The organism is Rhizobium sp. AC27/96, assembly GCF_001692325.1.
Taxonomy (GTDB): Bacteria; Pseudomonadota; Alphaproteobacteria; order Rhizobiales; family Rhizobiaceae; genus Rhizobium.
The window spans coordinates 572,405-596,094 of sequence record NZ_LXKN01000001.1 but is presented as its reverse complement, the minus strand read 5'-3'; the positions used below and the strand labels follow the sequence as shown (position 1 = coordinate 596,094).

The following is a 23,690-nucleotide window of genomic DNA, read 5'->3' as shown; positions in this document are numbered from 1 at the left end:
CTGCCTTACCGTTCGATCGTGCCGGTGCGCCGGATCTTCTTCTGCAGCAGGAGCACGCCGTAAAGCAGTGCTTCTGCCGTGGGAGGACAGCCCGGTATGTAAATGTCGATCGGCACGATGCGATCGCATCCACGCACAACCGAATAGGAATAATGGTAGTAGCCGCCGCCGTTGGCGCAGGATCCCATCGAGATGACATAACGCGGCTCAGGCATCTGGTCGTAGACCTTGCGGAGCGCGGGAGCCATCTTGTTGGTCAGCGTACCGGCGACGATCATGACGTCGGACTGACGCGGCGAAGCGCGAGGCGCAAAGCCGAAACGTTCAACGTCGTAACGCGGCATCGAAACCTGCATCATCTCGACGGCGCAGCATGCCAGACCGAAAGTCATCCACATCAACGAGCCGGTACGGGCCCAGTTGATCAGCTCATCGGTCGAGGTGACCAGAAAGCCCTTGTCGGCGAGCTCATTGTTGATCTCGCCGAAGAACGGATCGTTGCTGCCAACCGGCCGGCCGGTTGCGGGATCGATGATCCCCTTCGGCTGCGGCGCCACGAGCGGCGCGTTGCTTGGGGCTACTCCCATTCCAGGGCTCCCTTCTTCCATTCATAGATAAAGCCGATGGTCAGCACCGCGAGGAACACCATCATCGACCAAAACCCGAACCAGCCGATCGCACCGAAGGATACGGCCCAGGGGAAGAGGAAGGCGACTTCCAGGTCGAAGATGATGAAGAGAATCGATACCAGGTAGAAGCGGATATCGAACTTCATGCGGGCGTCATCGAATGCGTTGAAGCCGCATTCATAGGCCGAGAGCTTTTCGGAATCAGGCGCCTTGAAGGCGACGGCAAACGGCGTAATCAACAACGCCAGGCCAATCACCAAGGCAATACCAATGAAAATCGCTATCGGAATATAGGAACTGAGCAGTCCAGTCATCATGTCCATCCCTGCCTGCGATCAGCGCCGGGGCGGCGCATCTGAGCAAATGCCCAAGCAAGCGAAAGAGTGTTGCAACAAAGCCGTGGTTAGCGCAGCCGGAGCGCGGGCGCAAGCCTTTTGAATCGGTCGTTTGGAGTACTGTCGAGCGGTAGATATCAATATGTTGCGACGGCATCGCGACAAATCCGCGCAAACGCGAAAAGGGTCTTTCGCAATCGCAATAAATTGATGATTGATTGTAATGGCTTGGGAAAGAATGGCGCGAGTGACGGGGCTCGAACCCGCGACCTCCGGCGTGACAGGCCGGCACTCTAACCGACTGAGCTACACCCGCGCATTGTTTGGCCTTTCAGCCGAGTACCAAGTCCAGATTTGCCTTGAAATGGCGCGAGTGACGGGGCTCGAACCCGCGACCTCCGGCGTGACAGGCCGGCACTCTAACCAACTGAGCTACACCCGCATTTCATTTCAAGCATTCTGGACGCTTTCGCACCCATCAAAGCGGCCTCGCCGTTCGATGAGCGGCTAACTACGGGGTTCGCGTTTGGGTGTCAAGCAGGTTTGAATACAAATCGATGACAGAGCGCAAATTGTTTTGGACAAGCTCAGGCCCGATTTCCGCCCACTCGATTTGGCATGGCAGCTTCCCGCCTCACGCATTTCATCAGCGGCTTACATGCACTGTGGAAATCGCCCTGCCCTCAGATCTGCGCATGGGGACGGCGACCGCCGAAACTGTTCAAAGATCAAAAAAATCAAAAAAACTTCACAAACACTCTTGCGGTTTTTCGTCGTTCCGCATAGATCACGGCCACCGAATGCGGCGGGCCAATGTCTCGGTTTGCAGAAGGGCGATTAGCTCAGTTGGTAGAGCGCCTCGTTTACACCGAGGATGTCGGGAGTTCGAGTCTCTCATCGCCCACCACTTTCCCAAAGCCGTCTTGATTTAAAATATCTGCTGATCAACGCCACTTTGGTGTTGGATGTGGAAGACGACTGGCGATTGCGGCAGTCGCTCAATAGTTGCCGGTGATAACGATCCCCAGCAGCACCACGGAAACGAGCACGAGAGCCGCTATAATCATCAGCAGCTCTTTCAGCATAAATCTTTCCATTTTATCGCCATCCATGACGTTTGCTCCCAGCAAACAGTGATGCGTTCTCTATCCTAACGTCGAATCGGCGCATCAGGTTCAGTGCAATTCCACATATATGCAGCCGCAATGTCAATTTCACGGTCATCGCCTCGCCTGACACTCCCAAAAATGAACCGCTGATTCCCCATGCAGTGGTCATATCGAGATGCGTCGTAGCGGGCGGCTATGGAACATCGATCTTTGCCGGCTTTTGCCGAGGCGGGGGGTCGATGAAGGCGTCGGGCAGGTTGACCGTTCGTGACAGCAATCTTTGCGCGATCTGCCCGGCTGCGGCGTGAGCGCCGGCGCTGGAGCAGAAATTGCCACGTAGCTGCACGCTTGCGGCAAGCAACCGCAAAAATGCGCCGCGAAGCTCGGAGGATGGCGGCACCGGGTCCTGCCAGAATCGATCCAGAGGCTGCTGGTCGGCGAGTCCTTCCAGATCATAGACCGCGACACCCAGAGTCTTCACCGGCTTGCCGGCCTGCAGGGCCGAAAGTGCCGCGGTGGAATTGACCGTCACCATCCCCCGGCTTGCAGCAATCAATCTATCCAGGCTTCCGCCATCGATGACATGAACACGGCCTGGCAGGCCCAGGGAGGCACTGAGGCGAGCGATATAGGCCCTCCAATCGACGAGCCCACAATCGAGCGGATGCAATTTGACGACGAGATGCGCCTCGGGGGCCGCATTCGCGGCAAACGACCGCAGAATCAGCCTTATGGCATCTTCCTGTCGATGAAAGGGCGAATGCGAACGCAGCTGATAGTCCGTCTGAAGCTGCAGGGGGTAGACGAAGAATAACCGCCCATCGCCTATCATCTGCTCGATCACACCCTCTGCCTCGCGTACCCGCCTCCCGCCAAAGGGAAGTTTGCGAAGCCATCCGGCATATTCCGTCAGCGGATGATAAAGCCCGTGCCGCCGGTAGCCGGGATAGAGGAACCAGAGAAAAACAGTCGGCAGATAATAGAGCAGGTCATAGAGCGCTTCGGCGAGGAAGGTCTGACTGAAGCGCCGCGTCCAGTCCGGCTCCGGCAGATTTGCAGCCGCTTGTATGATATAGGCCGGATCCGCCGGAAAATGTGAGTTGGAAGACAGCCCGTCTCGCTCGAGCGTCACCCAGTCCGGCCGCAAATATCCCATCTCCACAACGCTGACACGGACGCCGAGCCGATGCGCCTCTTCGATGGCAACGCGATGATAGGGACGCTCCTCGCCATGCAGAATCAGGTCCGCGACATTCTCGGTCTTGATTCGCTGCCTGATGTAGTCACGCCAATCGGTGAAATTGCCCCGATAGTTGAGAACACCATCTGTCCACCAGGAGATCCAGTCTCCGGCATTCAGGTTGATGCGAAGGCATCGGCTACCGGCTGCCCGCAGCGCCCTGGCGGTATCTACGAACAGGGGTGAAGATGGCCCCTGAAGGAAGAGGAACACGCGGGGAGAGCCGTCTCCATCCCCCTTCCCCTCTGTCATCACTCCGAAACCTCGGTGCTCAACCCCGCATAACGCAGCATGGTACCGATGAGATTCCAGGGCGCCTCTTCCTGCTGCGGCGTCGGCTTTTGCGAATGGGCGCGGGCCCTTCCCAGCGGCACGATGACATAATCGGTGCGCGGATCGGGGAACGGATCGGCGAAGGCCTTGAGCAGCGGCGCATGATCGCCGTAAAACAGGAGCCAGACCGGGCGATCCAGCCTGTCGAGATGATGGGCGAGATTGCCGAGCGCATGATCGGCGCGCATCAGGAGCTCACCGTAAATATCCACCGGGCTAACCAGATCGCCGCAGCGACCGGGCTCCCAAGGGCCGTGATTCGCCATGGAGGCGACAAAGACGAAATTCTTGTTCGGACCATCTTCGTCGATCGCGCGAATCACGCTTTTGGTCAGCGTGAGGTCGCTGACATAGGGGCCGTCCCGCTCCGGATTGTGATCGAATTCATCCAGCATCATCATTCGGTCGAAGCCGAGCTGGGGCAAAGCCTTGTGGCGCAGGAAGAAGGTCTTGTCATAGGGGTGAATGAACTGCGTCTTCCATCCCGCCTTCTTGAGCCGCGCGGGCCAGACGACATCCTTATAATGGCTGGCGCGCAAATAGGGGTAGCTTGCATCGATATGAACATTTTCGGGTAACAGCCCGCTCAACACCGCAAATTCGGTGCGCAGCGTGTAGCCCCCTTCGAAAACGCTGGTCATCCGGCCCCATTGAGCGGCCTGATCGCGCAGCCGGTCGAGATTGGGAAGCTTGACGTTCTCGACGCCGAAATGCCGGAGATCGATGAAGGACTCCGATTGCCAGATGACGATGAGCGGCTCGTCGTCGCCCTGCTCCCAAAGCTCTTGCAAGGCCGAGATAAAGCGCCCCGACAGCTCCGCGACGATCGCCTCGCGTCTGACGCCAACCCAGATGACGAAATGAAGGACCACTGAGGCGAAGGTGCCGAATCGCACCGTATCCACCTTAACGTCGACCTTGCCGAGATACCTCTGCGTGAACCGGCAAACCGGTTCGCTGACAATCCTGCTGAACAAGGCAAGCCATGGCGCGAAGGCAACGGCCAGCATCACCAGCACCCAGAAGACATCATTATGCTCCGGCAGAACGGATGGTTCCCAATACATATAGAGGCCGCTGAGGCCGAACACGTAGGCGAAGGCGATCACCCAGAAGACAATATTCAGCGAGGTCGCGTAAAAGATTTCCTTGTACTTGAAGACGTCGACAACGAGAGCGATGTCAGAGAACACCAGGGGTTCCCGGATGAATTCAAACTTGGCGCGCGAAATGCCGGTGAAGATGACAAAAAAGCTGATGACGGCCTGCGTGCTGTAGATGGGGCGCCAGGAAATCGCGAAGAAGGCGGCATAGATCAGCAGAATCACGGGAATTCTGGCAGCCCAGTCGCAAATTATGCGCCACCGGCTTCTCTCAATACGATTCTGCGCATTGATGGCTGCCGGCATCGCGAACGTATCGGTCAGGAACACCACAACGCAGGAAAACGCGAAGCCTGCAAGCGTCAAGAGAACCGGAAAATCATGAAGCTTCAAGACTACGCCACCCATTATTCGCCGTCCATGACGGCGTTTTCTTCGCCCGTCGGGAACGGGCAGCCAACTCCCTGACTAAACTTCTCCTGTCGATGCTTCGCGGGAAGCGCATCACCGACAACTGCTTTGTATTACTTACCATGATCAAAGCGTTGATCCGCACTTTCGGCAAGACTTCCGCTTGTTTCTTTCCCAATGTTTTTTCGCGTTTTCCGCGAGGCCCACCATATAAGCAACGGTTTTATCAGCGGCCCCACATAAGCGAGCATGGTCAACGAAAACCCGAAGTGGATTTTCGCCCTGCCCCGATCGATTCCGCGAACGACCCTTGCCGCCACCGCCTCCGCACTCCACGGCTTAACGGAGCCCATCAAGGCTGCCGCTTCCGGCGGCCGCATCGAGAGTTCGCGCCGATATTGCGGCGTCTGCGTATCGGGCGGGAAGCAGATGGAAACGCGGATGCCACAAGCCGCGGCTTCAGCGCTCAACGCCTCTGCGAAACCGCTCAATGCGGATTTGGAGGCGCAATAGGCGGTATATCCAAAAATACCGATCAAGGCCGCGCCGGACGAGATCATCATAATCCTGCCGTCGCGGCGGCTCTTCATGCCCCTGTAGACCGCGCGCACCACATTTGCGGTTCCAAGCAGATTGATCGAAATCTGTTCATCGAAGACAGATGCCGGCATGGCATCGAATGTCCGGGGTTCGACGATGCCGGCGGACGCAATCAGAATATCGCATGGTCCGAACGATGCTTCACAGCTCTCGATCGCTGATGAGACCTGCGCGGCGGAGGCGACGTCGACCGATGCGATCTGGATGCGCGAGCTATCGATTCCCGGCAGCGCGGCGATCTGGGCTTGCGCCTGCTCCAATCGCCCGGAATGGCGGGCAAGCAGAGATACGCGATCGCCCCGGCTCGCATAAAGCGTCGCGATCGCCAAACCAATTCCGCTGGAGCCTCCGGTGACGATAACGTGCATGACCCCCCACCCGGATGTTACGGCCTGCTGCTCGACGTCTGGATTGTCGGCAGCAACTGCATCATCTTATCCATATCAAGCGATGCCAGGCCGAAATTCCTGTCCTGCAAGCTCTTGAGCTTCGCCGCGGTCAACGCAACCGCGTGGCGGATCTGCTCTTCGGTGTGATCGCAGGTGATGAAGAAGCGGAGGCGCGCCATGCCCTCCGGCACGGCCGGATGGATGATGGGCAGCACATTGATGCCTTCGGCCAGCAGATCGTTCGAAAGCTGCGCCGCGCGAAGCGAATCGCCGACAATGACAGGCACGACCGAATGACCGACGCTGAGGCCGGTATCGAGGCCCGCCGCCTTGGCGCATTCGAGAAACAGGTGGCCGTTGCGCCTGAGGCGCTCGGTTCGCTCTGGCCCGGATTGAAGGACATCAAGCGCTGCAATAGCCGCGGCGGCAAGGACGGGTGACAGACCGACGCTGTAGACGAAGCCACCCGCTTCCGCCTTCAAGATATCGACAAGCGCGCTGCTGCCGGCGATGTAGCCGCCACAGCTCGACGTCGTCTTCGACAGGGTGCCCATCCAGATATCAACGTCGCGCGGATCAAGCCCGAAATGCTCAAAGGTTCCACGGCCTGTCTTCCCGAGGATGCCGAGCGCATGGGCTTCGTCGACCATCAGCCAGAAACCATGACGCGCCTTCAATTCCAACAGAGCCGGCAGGTCGGCCACATCGCCATCCATCGAGTAGATGCCTTCGACGATAACAAGGATACGCCGGAAATCCGATGACAGCGTCTTCAGGATGCTGTCGAGATTCTCGACGTCATTATGTTTGAACAGACGGCGCACGGCGCCTGACAGCTTGATACCGGCCAAGGCGCTGTTGTGGATGAACTCGTCATGGATCACCAGATCCTGCGGCCCCATGAGACACGAGATCGCCGCGACATTGGTCAGATAGCCGCTGACGAAACAAACAGCGGCATCGACCCCGTAGACGCCGGCAAGCTTCTGCTCCAGCTCCACATGCCCGGGCCGCTCTCCGGCAACCAGACGGCTGGCGGAGGCGGAAATTCCGAAGCGATCGATAGCCTCCTTGGCACTCGAAGCGACATGCGGGTCCGTGTTTGTGCCCAGATAGTCATAGGAGGCGAAGTTGACGAAGTCGCGCCCGCCGATGCGTGTCGTCGCGCCGGCGGCAATATCGTGCGAACGATAAAAGGGATTGGCGACGCCCAGCATCTCGCCGGCTATCCGTTGCGTCGCAACACGCTTGTACTCCGGCAGATCTTCGAAGCGGATCGCCTGGCGCTGCTGCGGCTGGGACTGCCGGTTCAGGCGCTCGGCGCGATTGCGCCCGGAAGATTCACCGACGCGGCGCATCTGTTCCAGCAGATTGCTTTTCTTCTGCTCCGCCGGGCTGCCATCATTGGCATCTTGCGTCATTACTTGGCGACCCTTTTTTCCTGCTCCGCAGTGTGGCTGCGGGCCAGACGTTCGACCACCTGATCTTCGCTCGCCGTAGCGCTATCCGCCTCGTCGCCACCGCGATTCATGACGCGGTCACGCAAGCGGCTGACCACGTCACTGACGGTAGTACCCTCACCTACGCCGCTCAAGGGTATATCGAAGCCCGTCTTCTGCTGAAAGCTCATGCCGAGTTCCATGGCCATCAGGCTATCGAGGCCGATATCCTTCAACACCTTGTCAGGCGTCACCGCATCTTCGGTCACGCGCAGGATCGCAGCAATCTCGGAGGCGACGAGCGCATGAAGCGCTGCCTGCGCCTCCTCTTCCGATTTGCCCTTGATCAACTCCCTGAGATCGATGGTATCGCCTTCGTTCAGCGACTGGTGGCTGCCGGCATGGCGCATCAGCGGCTCAAACAGCGACCGGCTTGCGATCGGCAACAGGCGAACAGCATTCCAATCGATTTCACCGATCATGACGGCTGCAGCGTTGACGGTGCCCTTGTCTGCCAGCAGATAGCGTTCGACCTGCTCCAATGCATCGCGGGCTTTGAGGGCGGTCTTGCCGATGCGCTTGGACAGCAGTTCGTTGACTTCACCATGACGGGCGAGGAAGCCCTTGTCCGCAATGGCACCAAAACCGACAGCCAGGGCAGGCTTGCCGGCTGCGCGCCGCGCACGCGCCAGGCCTTCCAGATAGCCATTTGCCACGACATAATTCGCCTGCCCGGGATTGCCGAGCATGGTCGTAGCCGATGAGAATAGCAGGAACAGCTCGAGCTGATCCTGTTGCGTCAAGCGATCGAGGATCTCGGCACCGCGTATCTTGACCTCGAGGACGGGTCGATTGCGTTCCGGCGTCAGATTGGCAAGGAGCGCATCGTCCAGAACCATGGCGGCGTGAATGATGCCCTTCAGCCCGCCTTCGGCGCGAAGCGAGGAGAGCAGCGCCCCGGCTGCCTTTTCGTCGGCGATATCGCAAGCATGCAGCGTCGTCACAACGCCCCGCTTGGCCCAAGCACCAATAGCCTTCTTCGTTTCAGCGTCGGCTATGCCCCGGCGAGAGCACAGCGCGATGCGGCGTACCCCCTTCGAGACAAGCCAATCGGCGGCGGCAAGTCCGAAACCGCCGATGCCGCCAACAACAAGGAAAGTGCCCCTGGCGTCAAACCGAAGGGATTTCGCCGGCGCAGATAGCACGCCATCGCTTCCGACAACGGGTGGCCGCACAACGATCTTGCCGATATGGCCTGCATTCTGCATCAGCCTGAAGGCGTTGCCGATCTCATCATAGCCGAAGGCGCGATATGGCAGGGGCGTCAATTTTTCGTCCGCGAAGAGCTGGCCGATTTCGGCGAAGATCCGCCGCGTCAGGTCGGGCACATTGACCAGCAGTTGATCCGCATCGATGCCGAAATAGCTGACGTTACGGCGGAAAGGCCGCAGACCGATCTTGCGATCGGAGTAATAGTCGCGCTTGCCAAGCTCCAGAAAGCGCCCGAATGGTTTGACCAGTTCGATGCTGCGCTCCATCGCTTCGGAAAAGAGCGAGTTGAGAACGAGATCGACACCTTCGCCATGCGTTATCCGGCGAACGCCGGTGACGAAATCCAGCGAGCGGGAATCGAGCACATGGTCCGCCCCTAGCGTTCCGAGGAAACGGCGCTTCTCGACCGTGCCTGCGGTGGCAATGACCCTGGCGCCCTTCAGCCTTGCGATCTGAAGCGCTGCGAGGCCGACGCCGCCAGCCGCTCCATGGATCAGGATGGTTTCGCCCGGCTGGATGCGGCCAAGCTCGACCATGGCGTAATAGGCCGTCAGGAAAGCAACCGGTACCGTGGCTGCGGCAGTGGTTTCCATCTTCTCCGGCAGCCTGGTCACGCCATCACGGCGGACGCGAACATGCGTGGAGAAGGCGGCGGGGCCGATACCCATCACCTTGTCGCCGGGCTGCAGATCCCTGACTGCATCCCCCACGGCAAGGACCCGCCCGGCAAATTCCATACCGATCGTGGCGCCGGCAAAACCGTCCTCCAATGCCTCTTCCGGCAGAAGGCCCATCGCCCACATGACATCGCGAAAATTGAGGCCGGTGGCTTCAACGGCGACGACGGCCTCACCCTCTTCGGGCACCGGACGCTTTGTTTCCTCCCAGGCCATGCTGTCGAGGCGACCGCTTGCGTGCTGACGGATGGTGGCGGCGGCAAAGTCATGCCGGCTCGTCTCGCTGGCGACGAAGGGGCCGGCAGCCGCCCGGATCTCCCGAATTTCTCCAGTCGAGCGATCCAGTGCCCATTCCCTATTGTCCGTCTCTGCGGCCAATATGGTCTCGACAACAGCGAATGCTCGCTTGTCATCCGCATCGACATCCACCAGGTGCACGTCGAAAGCGTCGTATTCGTTTTGAAGGACACGCGCGAACGCCCAGAGGCCGGCATTGGCGACATCGACGTGTCCGCTGGACAATGGCGAGCCACCCGGCGCAACGATGACCAACCTGCTCCTAGCAACGTTATTATGGCGCGATAGTGTGTTTGCCAGTTCGGTGAAGATCGAAAGGCGAGACAGCGAGAGTTCGGTCGGGTCGCGATCGCGCTTCGCATTGGCGATATAGACGATCCCAAGCGAATTTCGGTCGAGTGCTTCCAACACTTCCGCGATATCGACGGACGATGAACCGATGTCGACAATGGCGGCTCGTCCATTCAGGCCGCCCATGCCCTTCTTGCCCTGCTCGGACAAGATCAGCACCGACTCGGCAATTTCCACCTGTCCGGCCGCTTCCGACTGTGGTTCAGCGATGGCCGATCCAGCAATCAACGTACCTTCCGGAAACGCCAGTTCACGCAGCTGGACTTTGGCAAAGCCCAGTGCGGCGAGCAGATCCTCGACCTGTTGCTTCGTTCCAAGCCGTCCCACCGGAAATTCCGGCGACTGGCTATCCTCGAACCATCCTTCCGACAGGCCGAAAACAAAATCATTGAAGGCGCTCGGCGCACGATCGGCCAGCAACAACTGACCACCACGGCTCGCAACGGCGCGGACCATGGCTCTGGTGCCGTCATCATGCCGCAGCAGATGCCGGCTCTGGTCGCCAGTTGCAACGAGAATATCCGCGACGGTGCGATCAGCCAGCTTGGCAGGCTCGGTCACGATGACGTTCGCGTCGCGTTCGAAAGCGATCTCAAGCGAACGGCGCATCTGCTCGCGAGGCTCGGCAATAGTGAGGCTGGAGCCCATTGCTGTGGCAATTTCGGCCAGTCTGCGGCTGAAAGCCGTCGATACCGAGCCAATTTCGACAATATGCCGGATGACGCCCGGATTGGCTCCGATGGAATCCGCAAGAGCCTCCGCCAGAATCTCAAGCCGTCTTTCGCTGAGCGGGGATTGAACGAGCACATGTTCCAGCGTCGCGCCCCCAGGCAGATGTGGGCTCGATACCGATGGCTCCTGCCCCAGAGCGTGCGGTCGCATGGCCGCCAAGCGCTCGAGTGTCTCATGATAGGCGTTGTTGACGAGAACGGCCTCGGCGACCCGGCCGGCATCCTCGCGACAAATTTCCTGCAGCAGTTCCGCAACCGGCGGCAGCGTCGGTTCCTGCGGGATATTCCATTCGCTCCCCGTTGCCGAGGCTATGCCGGCATCTTCGAGAATATAGAGGCAATTGACCAGGAAAGGCCTGAAATCAGGATCGCCCGGGAGGTCAGAAAACGAAACGGTGCTGCGGCGATCGACAGCCGCGAGGGCGATATCATGGCATGCCCGGTAAATCGCGGCGTCGAGAAGCAGGGTCGCATTGTTGGGCGAATGGTCCCCGCCCACGCCTGGCAAGGCCGATACATCGGACGGACGCATATCCGCATTCGATGGGCGCGCAAAGAGGGTAGAGGGGATGCTTTCATAGTGAAACGCGACGGAATCGAGCGTTGTGCGGCGGCGCAGCTGGGTGCGGCGGAAGCGACAATCATCGAGGGCCGCGATCCGTTCGCCGCTCGCATCGAACAGGCTGAAGCGCGCCTTGATCGAATTGGCGCTGAACCGATCGATCTCAATGAGAGCCTTGACGATCGATCTTGCCTTGCCAAAAATCCGCACTGTGCCGAAGTGAACGGGAATATAGGGCGCGCCGGTTTCGTCGCCGGAAAGCTGGTCGAAAAGGGCAACAAGTCCATGAAACGCCGCATCGAGCGACATGGGGTTGACATTATAGGTCGCAAAGGGATTCGAGGGCGCGGCGGCCGGCTTGAGGTCCACCTCGATTGCGTCATGGCCATAGGCAACAGCCTTCGACAGCAGTTGGAAGCTAGGACCATAATGCAGTCCGAAACGCTCCGCCGTTTCATAGGCCATCTCGGAGGTCAGGACGGATTTGCGCGCCTTGCTCGATGGTTCGAAGCCGCTACCAAAGCTCTCGGACTCAAGCGGTTTGCGGCAGCGCGCGACGGCGTGGACCGTCCAGTCATCATGGCTCAGACGCTCACGTGACCGGATCTCCAGATCTCCGGTCTCAGGCGAGAGAATCGTCGACAACTCCACCATGCGGTCCTGGCGCAGTTCAAGCGGCCGGACGATCTCGATATTGCCGATTTCAACCTCGTCCGCGCCATAATATTGTTGCGCGGCGGTGACGGCGATCTCGATGAAACCGCTGCCCGGCATGATCGCCTTGCCATCGACCACATGCTCCGCAAGGTCGGTATACAGCTGGGCATCGAGATGGTTTTTCCAGCTCGAACCATTGGGGTCGGTTCGCCAGCCGAGCAAGCTGTATGCGCTTTTGCTATCGCGGCCGAAGATATCGATCTCGTCACTGGTCGGTTGGGTGCGCAGTTCGACCAATTCGAATGGCAGCGGCGGCAGATTGACGAATGCGTTGCGCGTGGCGCTGCCTCTTGCCCGCAGCGCCGGCGCACCATTTGCAACCGCGCGCGCGAATGATTGCGACACCGGATCGTGACCGGCAATCGGAGCCTCGCGCGGCAACGTCGGTATGGCGATGACTTGGATCGAGGCCTGCTTTGCGATTTCCGCTACGTAATTGGTCAGGATCGGCCGAGGAGAAATCTCGATGAAGAGATTGCACCCCATCGCCATGGCAGCCTGGCAGCCAGCCTTGAACAGCACGGGGTCACGCACATTGCGCCACCAGTATTGCGCATCCAGCAGGCGCCCGTCGCGCAGTTCGCCCGTCACCGTGGAGATGAAGGTCCCTGCCCCGTCATCCGGCGCCACATCGGGCAGATCCGCAAGGAAAGCATCCTTGGCGCGATCGATGATCGGGTGATGGAAAGGATAGTTGATATCAAGAATATGCGCGACGATATGGGCCTTGCGCGCAGCGTCCCTGAATGCCTCTATCTCGCCGACCGGGCCGGAAATCGTCACCGAATTCGGGGCATTGATCGCGGCAATGCAGATGCTGTCGAGACCATTGGATCGCGCAAAGGCAATTGCTGCGTCTTCATTGAGGACCACGGCCGCCATCTTGCCCTCGCCAGCCAGAAGATCCTGGTGCAGCGAGCGTTTGGCGACGATGGCGACAGCCTCGGCGGCCGTCAGCGCCTTGGCGGCATAGGCGGCGGCGATTTCACCCACGGAATGACCGAAGACCGCATCCGGGCGCACGCCCATGGCCCATAGGCAATCCGAGAGAGAGGCCTGGACCGCGAACAACAGGGGTTGGGCGATCTTGGTATCGGCCAGCCGCGCGGAAAGATCCGGAGCGACCAGAAGATCCGTGAGCTTTTCGCCAAGATAATATTCGAAAAGCGCGCTGAAAGACTGAAAGCACTGGCGGAAATGGCGATTTTCCTGATAGGCGCCGACACCCATGCCTGCCCATTGCGAGCCGTTACCGGAAAAGACAAAGGCGATCTTTGTGGCCTGTGCCGGCGCCTCGCCGGCTTCGCCGACCGAATTCTTTCCGGCAAGATGCGCATCGATTGCGGCAAGTACCGCGGCGCTGTCCTTTGCGCGGGCAGCAAAGCGGTGGCGCATGGGTTCGCGGTTGGCTGCGGCGGACACGACGATCTGGCGCGCTTCCTTCGGCTCGGCATTTTCGAGACGGCTTCGATAATCTTCAAGCAGTGTCGAAAGTGCCGAAGCGGTCTGGGCGCTGACGGCAAACACCATCCCTTCGCCCCGAATTTGAGGTTCGGGCGGCGCAATCGGATCGGGATCGCTGATGACGACATGAGCGTTGGTGCCACCAAATCCGAAAGAATTGACCCCTGCGAAGCGCGCTTGCTTTGCAGGGAGAAGTTCGATCGAAGAGGTATTGACCCGGACGTTCAATTCTTCGAAGTCGATATTTTCGTTCGGCTTGTCGAAGTGCAGCGATGCCGGCAGGAAGTTGTTCTCCAACGAGATCATCGCCTTCAGCAGGCCGAAAAGACCCGATGCCGGCTCGGTATGGCCGATATTGGTCTTGATCGAACCTACCGGCACCGGCGCCCGGCGATTGCGCCCGATGACTTCGCCGATCGCCCAGATTTCGGCGGGATCGCCGACCTTCGTTCCCGTCCCGTGCCCCTCGATGAAGGCGATACGATTGACGTCTATATCCTGCCCTTCATAGATCGAACGCAGCAGGGCCGCTTGCGCCTCGCGCGACGGCATGGAAATACCGTTGGTTCGCCCGGAGGAATTGACGCCGACGGCATGAATTCTCGCGTAGCTGCGATCCTTCTCGCGTAGGGCGACATCGGTCCGCCGCAGCACGATCGCCGCGCCGCCTTCCGCGCGGACATAGCCGCGGCCGTTATCGTCATAGGCGCGGCAAAGCCCTTCCGGCGACAGCATGCGTGCCTGCGCAAAGCCGACAAAGGACATCGGGTGGAGCAGAATATTGATACCACCGACAATGGCCGTGTCGATCTCACCGCATTCCAGCGACCGCACTGCCTGATCCAGAGCCACCAGCGACGAGGAACAAGCGGTATCAATCGTCATGCTCGGACCGCGCAGCCCGAATATGTGAGAGATGCGGTTGGAAACGATGGAAAGCGTGTTGCCCGTCATAAAATACGGGCTGCCGGAAGCCGGATCCTCAAGTGTCAGATTGCCGTGCTCCAACGAGGAAGCACCGATATAGACGCCGACTTTCTGGCCTTCAAAGCCGTCGATCGGCAAATTCGCATCTTCGAGCGCGCGCCAGACGACATTTAGAAGAATACGCTGCTGCGGATCCATCTGCATGGCTTCGCGCTGCGAGAGACCGAAAATCGCCGGATCGAAACCATATATATTGTCGATGATGCCGGCAGAGTAGCTGTAGGTCTTCCCCTGGATGCCGACAGCCGGATGCCAGAAGCGCGCCAAGTCCCAGCGCCCCTCAGGTATACGGCTTACGGTACAACGGCCTTCCTTCAGGACGAGCAGAAGCTCCTCGATCGACCCAGCCCCAGGTGCGACACTTGCGCGTCCGATAATTTCAACTGTCATGATCTCTCGGCAATATTTCTACAGAATGCGTCGTATCAAACCGGCCAGTTTTACTATCAACTGTTCACGCGATGATTATCTCTGGTTGTCAGAGATAGAAAATTCGGGTGTACAGTCAATATGCGGCAACGCAGCAATCGATGCAATCCATGATATCCAACGCCTTACGCAGAAAATCGCGCTCCCCTTTCATCCCGCACATCAATTCGCGATCAATTCGATCTTAACGGCAAGGCATGATCCGTCACGACCATACAGATGTCGGCGTCCACACATCGATGCAGGTGAAAACAGAGGTTTATCGGAAACAAACCTCTGTCGTTGGCATTACTGGCTCAGAATGGTTGCTGTCGCTGCTCCCTGCGCGGCTATGCCCAACGGCGCACCGACAATCGACAGGAATTTGCGAATATCAACCGAGGGATGACGGGACACATAGATCACGTCACGGCTCTTGATCGGGAACGTCTGTCCAACGATCAAGCTATCGGGATTGGACATATCGAACCGATAGACGATCGGATAACGCCCCTTGGAATCCGGCGCCATGCCCTTGCGTAGCAGCTCCTGGAATCGCGCCGGGCCAAGTAGGCTCCTGACGATATCCGGCTCCTCATATCTGAACAGGAAGAAGCCCTTGGCGTTGCTCGAGTCATCGATGGCGCCATGCCCGAGGGCAACGGCCTCAAGAAGGTTGAGATCGTTGGCCCCGAATTCCAGGCGTCCGTCTCCGCGCACCGAGCCGAGCAGCGTGAAGGTTCTCGGATCACGCACAAGGAAAATCTGATCGCCCGGCTGGACATAGATATCCTCGGAGGGATGCTCGATAATGGACTTCAGCAAGGCCGTCCCGGTTCTGTTGCCGCGAACCAGCGTGACATAGGTCTCGTAAGGCTGCGTCGAAGGTCCGCCGGCCTTGGCGATCACCTCGGTAATCTTTTCCTTGGTCAGGTCCAGCGAAACCATGGAAGGACGGCCGACCGAACCCGAGACCGTGACGGTTCGCGACGGCGTTCCCATGCTCGTCACGATGACATCAGGCTCGACGGCCTTGGTCGCCAAAGCTGCCAGGATGGCCTTGCGGGCCTGATCGAGCGTCTTGCCCGAGAATCGAACGGAGCCAGCATAAGGGATGGCCGCGGTTCCATCGGGCTGTACGACGATATCCAGCGAGACTTGCTTCGATTGCGCGGTGGAGAAGAGGCCATCAACACCGGCCTCGAAAATCGTCACTTTCAACGCGTCGCCAACGCCGATCACGACTGGTGCGGCGCCGCCGCCGATGCCGAACCGGCGATTGAACGCCGAGGAAACATAATCCGAAACCAGCCGCGCGCTGCGACTGTCAATGTCCACGATATCGAACACCGCCGCATTCTGGCGGCCAAGTTCAGCACTGGATTGCCCAGCATCCTTGGTTATCGCACCAGCAAGCGGTCCCTCGCTCGATACGGAATTGCACCCCGCCAGAACCAGGCAACAAAGTACGGCGCCAATACGAATCAATTGAACAACCTCAAACCCATTAGCTGCCGCACTACCCGACGGTTCGGACCGACATCGTATACATTAAATCTAACGATGCTTTGAAAAGCATAATGGACGTCCATCAACAAGCCCATAATACTGCAAATACAATCAAAAAAATCACATGCGTTCATCTTAACACACTTGGGCTTTGATGAACGCGCGCTCGGTTCGAGTATAGGGACCAAATGCGAACAAAGCAATTTACGCGGGTATTCCCCGAGGTTTTTAATTAAAATTTTAAGAATTATGGTAAATGCCGTTGGGTAACAGCATTAACGACGATCTGTCGGAATAGTGAATTTATGTTTCGTCAATTCGCGCCAAACCGGCTTTCGTGATCTCGCCATTGCCTATAAAGGTTGCAAGTCCTGAACTGAACTTTAGCCAGCGATGGCAGGCCACATCAATCAGAAGCTGTCGAACATCGACTTTCCGCGAGATAATCAGTTAATGGCAACGACAGAAGATGCGGGGCTTTCCCGGCCTGCGATGGAACAGACCTGCGGTTGCGGCAAAACGCCGCCGATAATTCGACAAAGAGTCGATAGTATTCACAAAATACACCAGTTTGCTGCGGATTTTATATTCGAGGCGGGAAACAGATGGAAGCAATCGCGTTTCCGTTTCAATCCGGCCCGCCAATTTCTTCAGATCGGCTAATGGCTGATGAGAATTAAGGTTACGTCCATGCTCGGCTTTTCCAAACGCTCGCAAAAGAAACCGTCGAAGAACCCCCTGGAGATATTCGATCAATACGAGCAAGGTATGCCAAGCCTGCAAAACGCCATTGATGCCTTGCCGGGCTGGAACTGCGCCTTCCCGCCCGAATTCAACCTCAACGCCGGAAATCTGCCTCTCTATGCGGATGACCGTATTGCGTGGGCGTTGCAGACTTTCGGTTCGATCGAGGGCAAGACCGTTCTGGAGGTTGGGCCTCTGGAGGGTATGCACACCTACATGCTGCACCACCAGGGCGCCGCGAAAATCGACGCGATCGAAGCAAATCGTCTTTGCTTTCTCCGCTGCCTGGTCACCAAGCAGGTTCTGAATATCAACAATGCCGCGTTTATGCTGGGCGATATTCAGTCATGGCTTGCGGAACGGGATGGTGTTTACGACCTAACCATAGCATCGGGCGTCCTGTACCATATGGCGGATCCGGGCGAATTTCTCCGATTGCTGGCGAAGCGATCCAAAGCGGTTTTCATCTGGACCCATTTCGTTCTCGAAGAAGCCATGCCTGAGGATGACGTGCGCTGGCTGCCGTTCAGCGGTAAGGTTGAGACAAGGATGGTTGATGGCCTTGCAGTGCGCTATTACGAACGCAGCTACCATCACGCCAACGCGAATGCATCCTTCTGCGGCGGCATGAAAGACCGGCACTTCTGGATGCACAGGGATGATATATTGATGCTCTTGCGCGAATTTGGCTTTAATGACGTCATCATCAGGGATGAGGATCTCAACCATCCGGGTGGCCCAAGCTTTTCGCTGCTGGCTCGCAAATCGCCTTACGGGGCATGAATGCCGGAATTCGATAACGGCGGTGTCGGCAGTCGCCTCGATGCATTGAGTGATGCGGTGGATAATTTGATGCATTTCGGTCGTCAATCGGGACCAGGCCCATGCCGAGCGGGGGCATCGGAGGATATCCGTGCTCTTTAATCTCGAATATGATCACGGCAACTTGATCGAGGGTTATCTCATTCCCGACGGCTTTTCCGATAAGCCGCAGATCAAGGTGTCGGATGCCGGTGGCGAATTGATGATACTGCCGTGCGATCAGATCAAGCAGGCGGTGATCGATTCAGGACGTCACGAAGACGGTCGCGTCGGTTTCAAGCTCGATACCACGATCATCCCCGATCTCGTGGAACGTAGTTCCCTGATGATCCACGACGCAAAATCCGGGCTATTGATCTATCGACGACCTCAGGTGTCGACAACTATTCCGCTGAAGGTCGTGCGGCTTGAAACGCAACTGCTGCCGATGGTCAAATTCGACTATCATTGCGGCCGCCATTTCCAATATGAGCTTTCGTCCGTGGAACGCTTTGGCCACGAGACCACGCTTCAAGCCTTTCATCTGAATGCCATCCAGTCGATCTACCTTAGCGGCCGCCTGCTGATGCGCAATTACGAGGAGTTTCTGGACAAGGGATTCAAGGCGATCGCCCTGCTCACGGACCCCTATTATGAACTGGCCCTGCGAATCTTCCTGCTGAAACGAATGGCAAAAACCCAAATCTCCTTCTTCGGCGACCGCGACAAAATCATCCTCGCTCCCGCTGCGGAACATTTTGCCGACGTCAATCTTGATAGCGAGGCCTCTCTCAAGTTGGCTCTCAAGAAGGCGCCCCAGAATGTCAGAAACGTGATGGTATCGCCCGTCACCCGTCAATTGGCCACGACCATACCCGAGCAGACCGTCACACGCGCCGATGTCGCTACCGCGATCGATCTTCTGTCGCGCTTTGCCATCGTTGGGCGCGATACCGATAGTCTCTATTTCCAACACGCGGTCGGCGAGTTGCTCGGGATTTCGGTCGACGACTTTCCCTTGCCTCCAAGGCACAGCGCTCTTGAAGACATTGCGACGCGGCTGCGTTCATTGCATATTGCCGAGCTTATGCTCGAAGAAGATTTGATTTTCGATCACTACGTGCGTGAAGCGATGAAGCCACCCACGTCTGAATTGCCGGAAACGATTGCAAGCTGATATGCCAAAACCAGTCATCGAAGACACGGTAGTTCAGGAACACCCGCGGGTTAAGACCGGCCGGCATATCCTGCCGGCGCTGTTTCGGCGCAAGATGCCGACCCAACGTCAACGCAACGACCTTGAGGAAATCGAGTACACGCCGGTCCATGATGGGCCGGAGCCGGAAACGCGCTCCGGTGGCAAGCCGCCGTTGAGGCTGCTGGGCTTCCTGCTGATCGTTATCCTGCCGTTTTTGGCGAGTTCGCTCTATTATGCCTTTATCGCCTCGGACCAATATGTAGCGGAAGCCCGCTTTGCCGTGCGAGCGGTATCCGGAGCCAGCGATAGTGGCGAGAGCAGCGATTCTCTCGGCGCCGGCGGGGCGACCAATGCCCTGAACATGCGTTCGGCATCGCAGGACGCCTATGTCGTAACCAGCTTCATCCACTCCACGGAAATCTTGAAAAGAATCGGCGCAAAGCTCGACTACCGCTCGATGTTTACAAAGCAGGATGCGGATTTCCTGACACGATTTCGCGCTTCCCAATCCGATGAAGAATTCCTGAAATACTGGAACGACCGCGTCACCGCCTATATCGACGTCACCTCCGGCATCATCACGCTAAAGGTCAGGACTTTTTCGCCCGACGATTCCGTGAAGCTCGCGGATGCCATCATCGATGAAAGCGAAAAGCTGATCAATGAACTCTCAGAAAGAGCGCGCAACGATATCGTGCGAAGCATGAAGGCCGATGTCGAGAAAAGCGGCAAGGCCTATGGCGACACGCTGATCGCGCTCAACCAATTCCAGAACGCATCCGGACTGCTCAGCCCGCAGACACAGGCCAAAGACAGCGGCACGCTTCTCACAGGGCTGCTAGCCCAGAAGATGGAATTCGAGACACGTCTTTTCGTGATGCGACAATCGAACGCCGAGAAGTCTCCGACCTATCAGCAGCTGACCCTTGCCAAGGACAGCCTGGACGCGCAGATCGAAAAGATGAAATCGGAGTTGACCGGGCCGGAAAATGCCAGCCTTGCGAAGGCCCTGCTGGAATATTCCAGGCTCGACACCGAACGCATGATCGCGGAAAAGCTCTATGAGAGTTCACAGAAGAATTACGATGCGGTGCTTGCCGAGGCTCTTCGCAAGACACTTTATCTCGCTGTCTTCGTCAAACCCGTGCTTCCCGAGGAATCGATTTTCCCTCGCAGAGTGAGCACGCCCCTGATCATCCTGCTTGGCCTGATCGTGACATGGGCAACGCTTTCCCTTATCTGGGCCTCCGTGGAGGATCACCGGATATGAGACGGGACGCGTCATGATCCGCTTCAACAATGTCTCCAAGTTCTTCAAGACTCAGGCCGGCAAGAAAGTCATCCTCGATCGCGTGAGTTGCGAATTCCAATCGGGATATTCCTACGGTTTGCTGGGGGTGAACGGTGCCGGCAAGTCAACCACGGTGCGGATGATTGCCGGAACCATGCTGCCCAATTCGGGCAAGATCTCCAAGAACGTCCGGGTATCCTGGCCTTTGGGCTTGAGCAGCGGCTTCAATCCTCTCATGACCGGGCGGGCCAATGTCCATTTCGTCGCTCGCGCCTATGGTGAGGATGTGAGGCGTGTGTCCCGCTTCGTCGAGGAGTTCGCGGAATTGGGCGATTATCTGGACGCTCCGGTGCGTACCTACTCCTCGGGCATGGGTGCTCGCCTGGCGTTCGGCCTTTCGATGGCCATAGAATTCGAATGCTACCTCGTGGATGAGGTTCTTGCCGTTGGCGACGCTCGTTTTCAGGAGCGCTGTCGTATCGCGTTCGAAAACAGGCGGAAGACTTCCGACATCATTATGGTTTCCCATAGTATGGGCATGATCAATACTCATTGCGACAAGGGCATGGTACTTGTCGACGGCAGGCTTATTGTTTTCGATAAGGTGGAGCAGGCTATCGAAGCCTATTATAGACTGAACCGATAGGACACGAGGGATTGCCGGCAAGGCCCGATATGGCTCACGATACCGAAAACGCACCCAAGACGATTCAGCTCAGCGCAACGGAGCACAGCCGCAGCGTGGCCACGAATCTATCCGTGACCGCGCGGAAGCTGCGTTTCTCGACGTCGAGACGAAGCCAATTGTTCAAGGCCGTCGGACTGCGGCCGCGTCCGATGCAGCAAATCATCGGCAGGGCAATGCTGGCGGCGACCGTGCTGTTGCTCGTCGTCCCGAATATCGCTTCGATCTGCTACTTTACCTTCATCGCATCCGATCAGTATCAATCGGAGACGCGTTTTACGGTGCGGTCTTCGACGCCGGCGCTTGGAGGAAACCAGCTCGCGAAGGTCACTGGCCTGCCCGCAGCGCAGATCGTCCAGGATACGCTGATCGTCACCAACTTCATCAAGAGCAAGGACATGGTGGCCGCGCTCGAGGGTAAGGTTGACTTCCACAAGATCTATGGGAACCAGTCCATCGATCGGCTGGCAAGACTGAAGCCGGATATAAGCTCGGAGAAGCTGCTCGATTATTGGGAGGATATGGTCTCGGTCAAAATCGATGCCAATAGCGGCATCGTGACGGTCAGGGCCCGCGCTTTTTCGGCGGCAGACGCCCAGAAAGTGCTGCAGCAGGTCGTGGCCGCCTCCGAAGCCGTGGTCAACGACGTCAACAATCGCATCTGGCACGATGTCATCGCGACGGCCGAGGCGAATCTCGACAATGCCAAGAGCCAGTTGCAGAGCGCGCGGGACCGGCTTCTTGCTGCTCGCAACCAAACGGGTGTTCTCAGCGTCGAGGGATCGTCGACCGTCATTACCAACCTGATCTCGTCCGTGCAGAAGCAGCGGATAGATCTTCAGCAAAGATACGATGCCCAGCTTGGAGCCGTGTCGCCCAACGCCCCGCAAATGCGCGTTCTCAAACGCGAAATCGAAAGCCAGCAGGCACAGCTGGATCAGCTGAACAGTCAAATTGCCGGGCAGAACAAAACAGAGCAGAACCTTGCCGACGTTTCGGTCGATATGTCTCAGCGCGAGCTGGAGCAGGGTCTGGCGGAACAGCAGTTCGCAACCAGCATGAAGACGCTGGAGCAGGTTCGATTCGTCAGCAAGCAGCAGCTTCTCTATCTCGACACGTTTCTGGCACCCGATTTGCCGGATGAAGCCGAATATCCGCAGCGGCTCCTCTGGATCGGCGCGATTTTCGCCGCGACATTGCTGCTTTGGGGAGCGGCCTTCGCCGTCCTGGCGAATATTCGAAATCGTTTGGCTTAGAAGCGCGCGGATCGCCCATGCAAATTCTGCGCGACATACTCTACCATATGCTTCCAAGGCCCCTGCCGTTCGGGGCGGAGATGAAGGACCCCCATCGCGCGGCAAAACGGCTCCTCATCCTGTCGCGCCATCCCAATCCCAGCTTCAGCTACTATCTCGATGAACGCGCCAAGACGCTTGGCGATATTCCGGTCATCATGAAGGGCCTCGACGATCCCCTCGAAGCAATCGACAGCGAAGGTCTCTTCGTCATCATTTGCCGCTACATCAAGCACCCGCAGTTGCGCTGGCTTGAAGAAAGACGGGATGATCTTGCCGGAGTGGCCTATTTCGTTGACGACGATATTCGCGCCGTCGTCACCGGCAGGGAAGCAAGCTTGCCCTACAAATACAGGCTGATCAAATTGGCCGTTCGTCCGTTGCCAAGGGTCAATCGATTGCTGACGCATATCTGGACCTCTACCGAGGCCCTGGCGGGCACCCTGGCCACGACGGGCCACAAGATCGATATCCTGGCGCCCATGCCGGCAAATCTCTCGGATGCACCCTCCATCGCCGAAGGCGACGACGCACCGCCCGTCAAGATGGTCTATCATGCAACCGGCGTTCACCGTCACGAACATGAGTTCCTGATGCCGATTGTCAAAGCGGCGATGGAAAAGCACGTCCATCTGCATTTCGAAGTTTTTGCCAACGGTACCGTTGCCCGCCGCTGGGCTCGCCAAGGGATCGATCCCGCCAGGATGACGATCATCCCACCGCTATCGTGGCCGGCCTATCTTGCCAGGACGACGAAGCACAATGCCGATATAGCGCTCGCCCCCTTGCTGTCGGGAAAAACGAATGCAAGCCGGGCAGACACCAAGCGCATCGACATCAGCCGTTTGCAGGCGGCAGCGATCTTTTCACGATGCCCGACATTCGCGCGATGCGCCGTCTCCGGAGAATTGCACATCGGCAATACCGCCGAAGAGTGGCTGGCGGCGATTGACCAACTGATCAGCGATCGAGAATGTTATCTTGCAGCTCGCGATGCCACGCGCAACTCGATTGAAAAAATGCGGCAGCACGCGTCACCGGCATTTCCGGGCATCCATTTTGAACCGCTCAGCGGTGCGGCGTAAGGCTGATTTTTTAGGAATAATGCTCGTT

At 58.0% G+C, this 23,690-nt stretch carries 15 protein-coding genes and 3 tRNA genes; 8 read left to right on the top strand and 10 right to left on the bottom strand.

Annotated features, from left to right (window positions below):
• Nucleotides 1-5 precede the first annotated feature (5 nt).
• The 4 genes from A6U86_RS02925 to A6U86_RS02910 form a co-directional block, all read right to left on the bottom strand.
• On the bottom strand, nt 6-587 hold the full coding sequence (locus tag A6U86_RS02925) for an NADH-quinone oxidoreductase subunit B family protein (protein ID WP_068385894.1): 582 nt from the start codon (nt 585-587) through the stop codon (nt 6-8).
• Nucleotides 578-943, bottom strand: coding sequence for an NADH-quinone oxidoreductase subunit A (locus A6U86_RS02920; RefSeq protein WP_034489570.1), 366 nt, complete (start codon nt 941-943; stop codon nt 578-580). The genes A6U86_RS02925 and A6U86_RS02920 overlap by 10 nt, the downstream gene beginning before the upstream one ends.
• A gap of 260 nt (nt 944-1,203) precedes the next feature.
• Nucleotides 1,204-1,280: transfer RNA gene (locus A6U86_RS02915), tRNA-Asp, on the bottom strand.
• Between the two features lie 49 nt (nt 1,281-1,329).
• Nucleotides 1,330-1,406: transfer RNA gene (locus tag A6U86_RS02910), tRNA-Asp, on the bottom strand.
• Between the two features lie 389 nt (nt 1,407-1,795).
• Between A6U86_RS02910 and A6U86_RS02905 the strand changes: the two genes are divergently transcribed.
• Nucleotides 1,796-1,871 (top strand) — tRNA-Val (locus A6U86_RS02905).
• A gap of 395 nt (nt 1,872-2,266) precedes the next feature.
• Here A6U86_RS02905 and A6U86_RS02900 read toward each other — a convergent pair.
• The 6 genes from A6U86_RS02900 to A6U86_RS02875 form a co-directional block, all read right to left on the bottom strand.
• Complete coding sequence (locus A6U86_RS02900; protein WP_068385892.1) at nt 2,267-3,565, bottom strand: capsule biosynthesis protein; 1,299 nt, start codon at nt 3,563-3,565, stop codon at nt 2,267-2,269.
• A complete protein-coding gene (locus A6U86_RS02895) occupies nt 3,565-5,157 on the bottom strand; it encodes a sulfatase-like hydrolase/transferase (protein WP_068385890.1) in 1,593 nt (530 codons plus the stop codon). Before A6U86_RS02895 ends, A6U86_RS02900 begins: the two co-directional genes overlap by 1 nt.
• A gap of 116 nt (nt 5,158-5,273) precedes the next feature.
• Nucleotides 5,274-6,128, bottom strand: a complete 855-nt coding sequence (locus tag A6U86_RS02890) for an SDR family oxidoreductase (RefSeq protein ID WP_068385888.1) — start codon at nt 6,126-6,128, stop codon at nt 5,274-5,276.
• 17 nt (nt 6,129-6,145) lie between these two features.
• Complete coding sequence (locus A6U86_RS02885; RefSeq protein WP_068385886.1) at nt 6,146-7,570, bottom strand: aminotransferase class I/II-fold pyridoxal phosphate-dependent enzyme; 1,425 nt, start codon at nt 7,568-7,570, stop codon at nt 6,146-6,148.
• Nucleotides 7,570-15,036 (bottom strand): type I polyketide synthase, encoded by a 7,467-nt coding sequence (locus A6U86_RS02880; protein WP_068385884.1) that lies wholly within the window; start codon nt 15,034-15,036, stop codon nt 7,570-7,572. The genes A6U86_RS02885 and A6U86_RS02880 overlap by 1 nt, the downstream gene beginning before the upstream one ends.
• Nucleotides 15,037-15,363: 327 nt before the next feature.
• On the bottom strand, nt 15,364-16,542 hold the full coding sequence (locus A6U86_RS02875; RefSeq protein ID WP_068385882.1) for a polysaccharide biosynthesis/export family protein: 1,179 nt from the start codon (nt 16,540-16,542) through the stop codon (nt 15,364-15,366).
• A gap of 414 nt (nt 16,543-16,956) precedes the next feature.
• Between A6U86_RS02875 and A6U86_RS02870 the strand changes: the two genes are divergently transcribed.
• The 7 genes from A6U86_RS02870 (at nt 16,957) to A6U86_RS02840 (ending at nt 23,662) form a co-directional block, all read left to right on the top strand.
• Nucleotides 16,957-17,226, top strand: a complete 270-nt coding sequence (locus A6U86_RS02870) for a hypothetical protein (protein WP_068385880.1) — start codon at nt 16,957-16,959, stop codon at nt 17,224-17,226.
• Between the two features lie 27 nt (nt 17,227-17,253).
• Nucleotides 17,254-18,090, top strand: a complete 837-nt coding sequence (locus tag A6U86_RS02865; RefSeq protein ID WP_068385878.1) for a bifunctional 2-polyprenyl-6-hydroxyphenol methylase/3-demethylubiquinol 3-O-methyltransferase UbiG — start codon at nt 17,254-17,256, stop codon at nt 18,088-18,090.
• Nucleotides 18,091-18,220: 130 nt separating this feature from the next.
• Complete coding sequence (locus A6U86_RS02860) at nt 18,221-19,285, top strand: hypothetical protein (protein WP_068385877.1); 1,065 nt, start codon at nt 18,221-18,223, stop codon at nt 19,283-19,285.
• 1 nt (nt 19,286) lies between these two features.
• The gene (locus A6U86_RS02855; protein WP_068385874.1) at nt 19,287-20,576 is read left to right on the top strand and encodes a capsule biosynthesis protein; all 1,290 of its coding nucleotides are present in this window, start codon (nt 19,287-19,289) and stop codon (nt 20,574-20,576) included.
• A 13-nt stretch (nt 20,577-20,589) separates the two neighbouring features.
• Nucleotides 20,590-21,243: an ABC transporter ATP-binding protein gene (locus A6U86_RS02850; RefSeq protein ID WP_068385872.1), complete on the top strand. Its 654-nt coding sequence runs from the start codon at nt 20,590-20,592 to the stop codon at nt 21,241-21,243.
• Between the two features lie 95 nt (nt 21,244-21,338).
• A complete protein-coding gene (locus A6U86_RS02845; protein ID WP_244509821.1) occupies nt 21,339-22,538 on the top strand; it encodes a capsule biosynthesis protein in 1,200 nt (399 codons plus the stop codon).
• 17 nt (nt 22,539-22,555) lie between these two features.
• On the top strand, nt 22,556-23,662 hold the full coding sequence (locus tag A6U86_RS02840; RefSeq protein ID WP_068385868.1) for a hypothetical protein: 1,107 nt from the start codon (nt 22,556-22,558) through the stop codon (nt 23,660-23,662).
• The last annotated feature ends 28 nt before the right edge of the window (nt 23,663-23,690 follow it).

Excerpts from the sequence above, each read along its gene's own strand:
- A6U86_RS02925 (WP_068385894.1), bottom strand. The coding sequence starts at position 587 with ATGGGAGTAGCCCCAAGCAACGCGCCGCTCGTGGCGCCGCAGCCGAAG.
- A6U86_RS02920 (WP_034489570.1), bottom strand. The coding sequence starts at position 943 with ATGACTGGACTGCTCAGTTCCTATATTCCGATAGCGATTTTCATTGGT.
- A6U86_RS02900 (WP_068385892.1), bottom strand. The coding sequence starts at position 3,565 with ATGACAGAGGGGAAGGGGGATGGAGACGGCTCTCCCCGCGTGTTCCTC.
- A6U86_RS02895 (WP_068385890.1), bottom strand. The coding sequence starts at position 5,157 with ATGGGTGGCGTAGTCTTGAAGCTTCATGATTTTCCGGTTCTCTTGACG.
- A6U86_RS02890 (WP_068385888.1), bottom strand. The coding sequence starts at position 6,128 with ATGCACGTTATCGTCACCGGAGGCTCCAGCGGAATTGGTTTGGCGATC.
- A6U86_RS02885 (WP_068385886.1), bottom strand. The coding sequence starts at position 7,570 with ATGACGCAAGATGCCAATGATGGCAGCCCGGCGGAGCAGAAGAAAAGC.
- A6U86_RS02880 (WP_068385884.1), bottom strand. The coding sequence starts at position 15,036 with ATGACAGTTGAAATTATCGGACGCGCAAGTGTCGCACCTGGGGCTGGG.
- A6U86_RS02870 (WP_068385880.1), top strand. The coding sequence starts at position 16,957 with ATGGCAGGCCACATCAATCAGAAGCTGTCGAACATCGACTTTCCGCGA.
- A6U86_RS02865 (WP_068385878.1), top strand. The coding sequence starts at position 17,254 with ATGCTCGGCTTTTCCAAACGCTCGCAAAAGAAACCGTCGAAGAACCCC.
- A6U86_RS02855 (WP_068385874.1), top strand. The coding sequence starts at position 19,287 with ATGCCAAAACCAGTCATCGAAGACACGGTAGTTCAGGAACACCCGCGG.
- A6U86_RS02850 (WP_068385872.1), top strand. The coding sequence starts at position 20,590 with ATGATCCGCTTCAACAATGTCTCCAAGTTCTTCAAGACTCAGGCCGGC.
- A6U86_RS02840 (WP_068385868.1), top strand. The coding sequence starts at position 22,556 with ATGCAAATTCTGCGCGACATACTCTACCATATGCTTCCAAGGCCCCTG.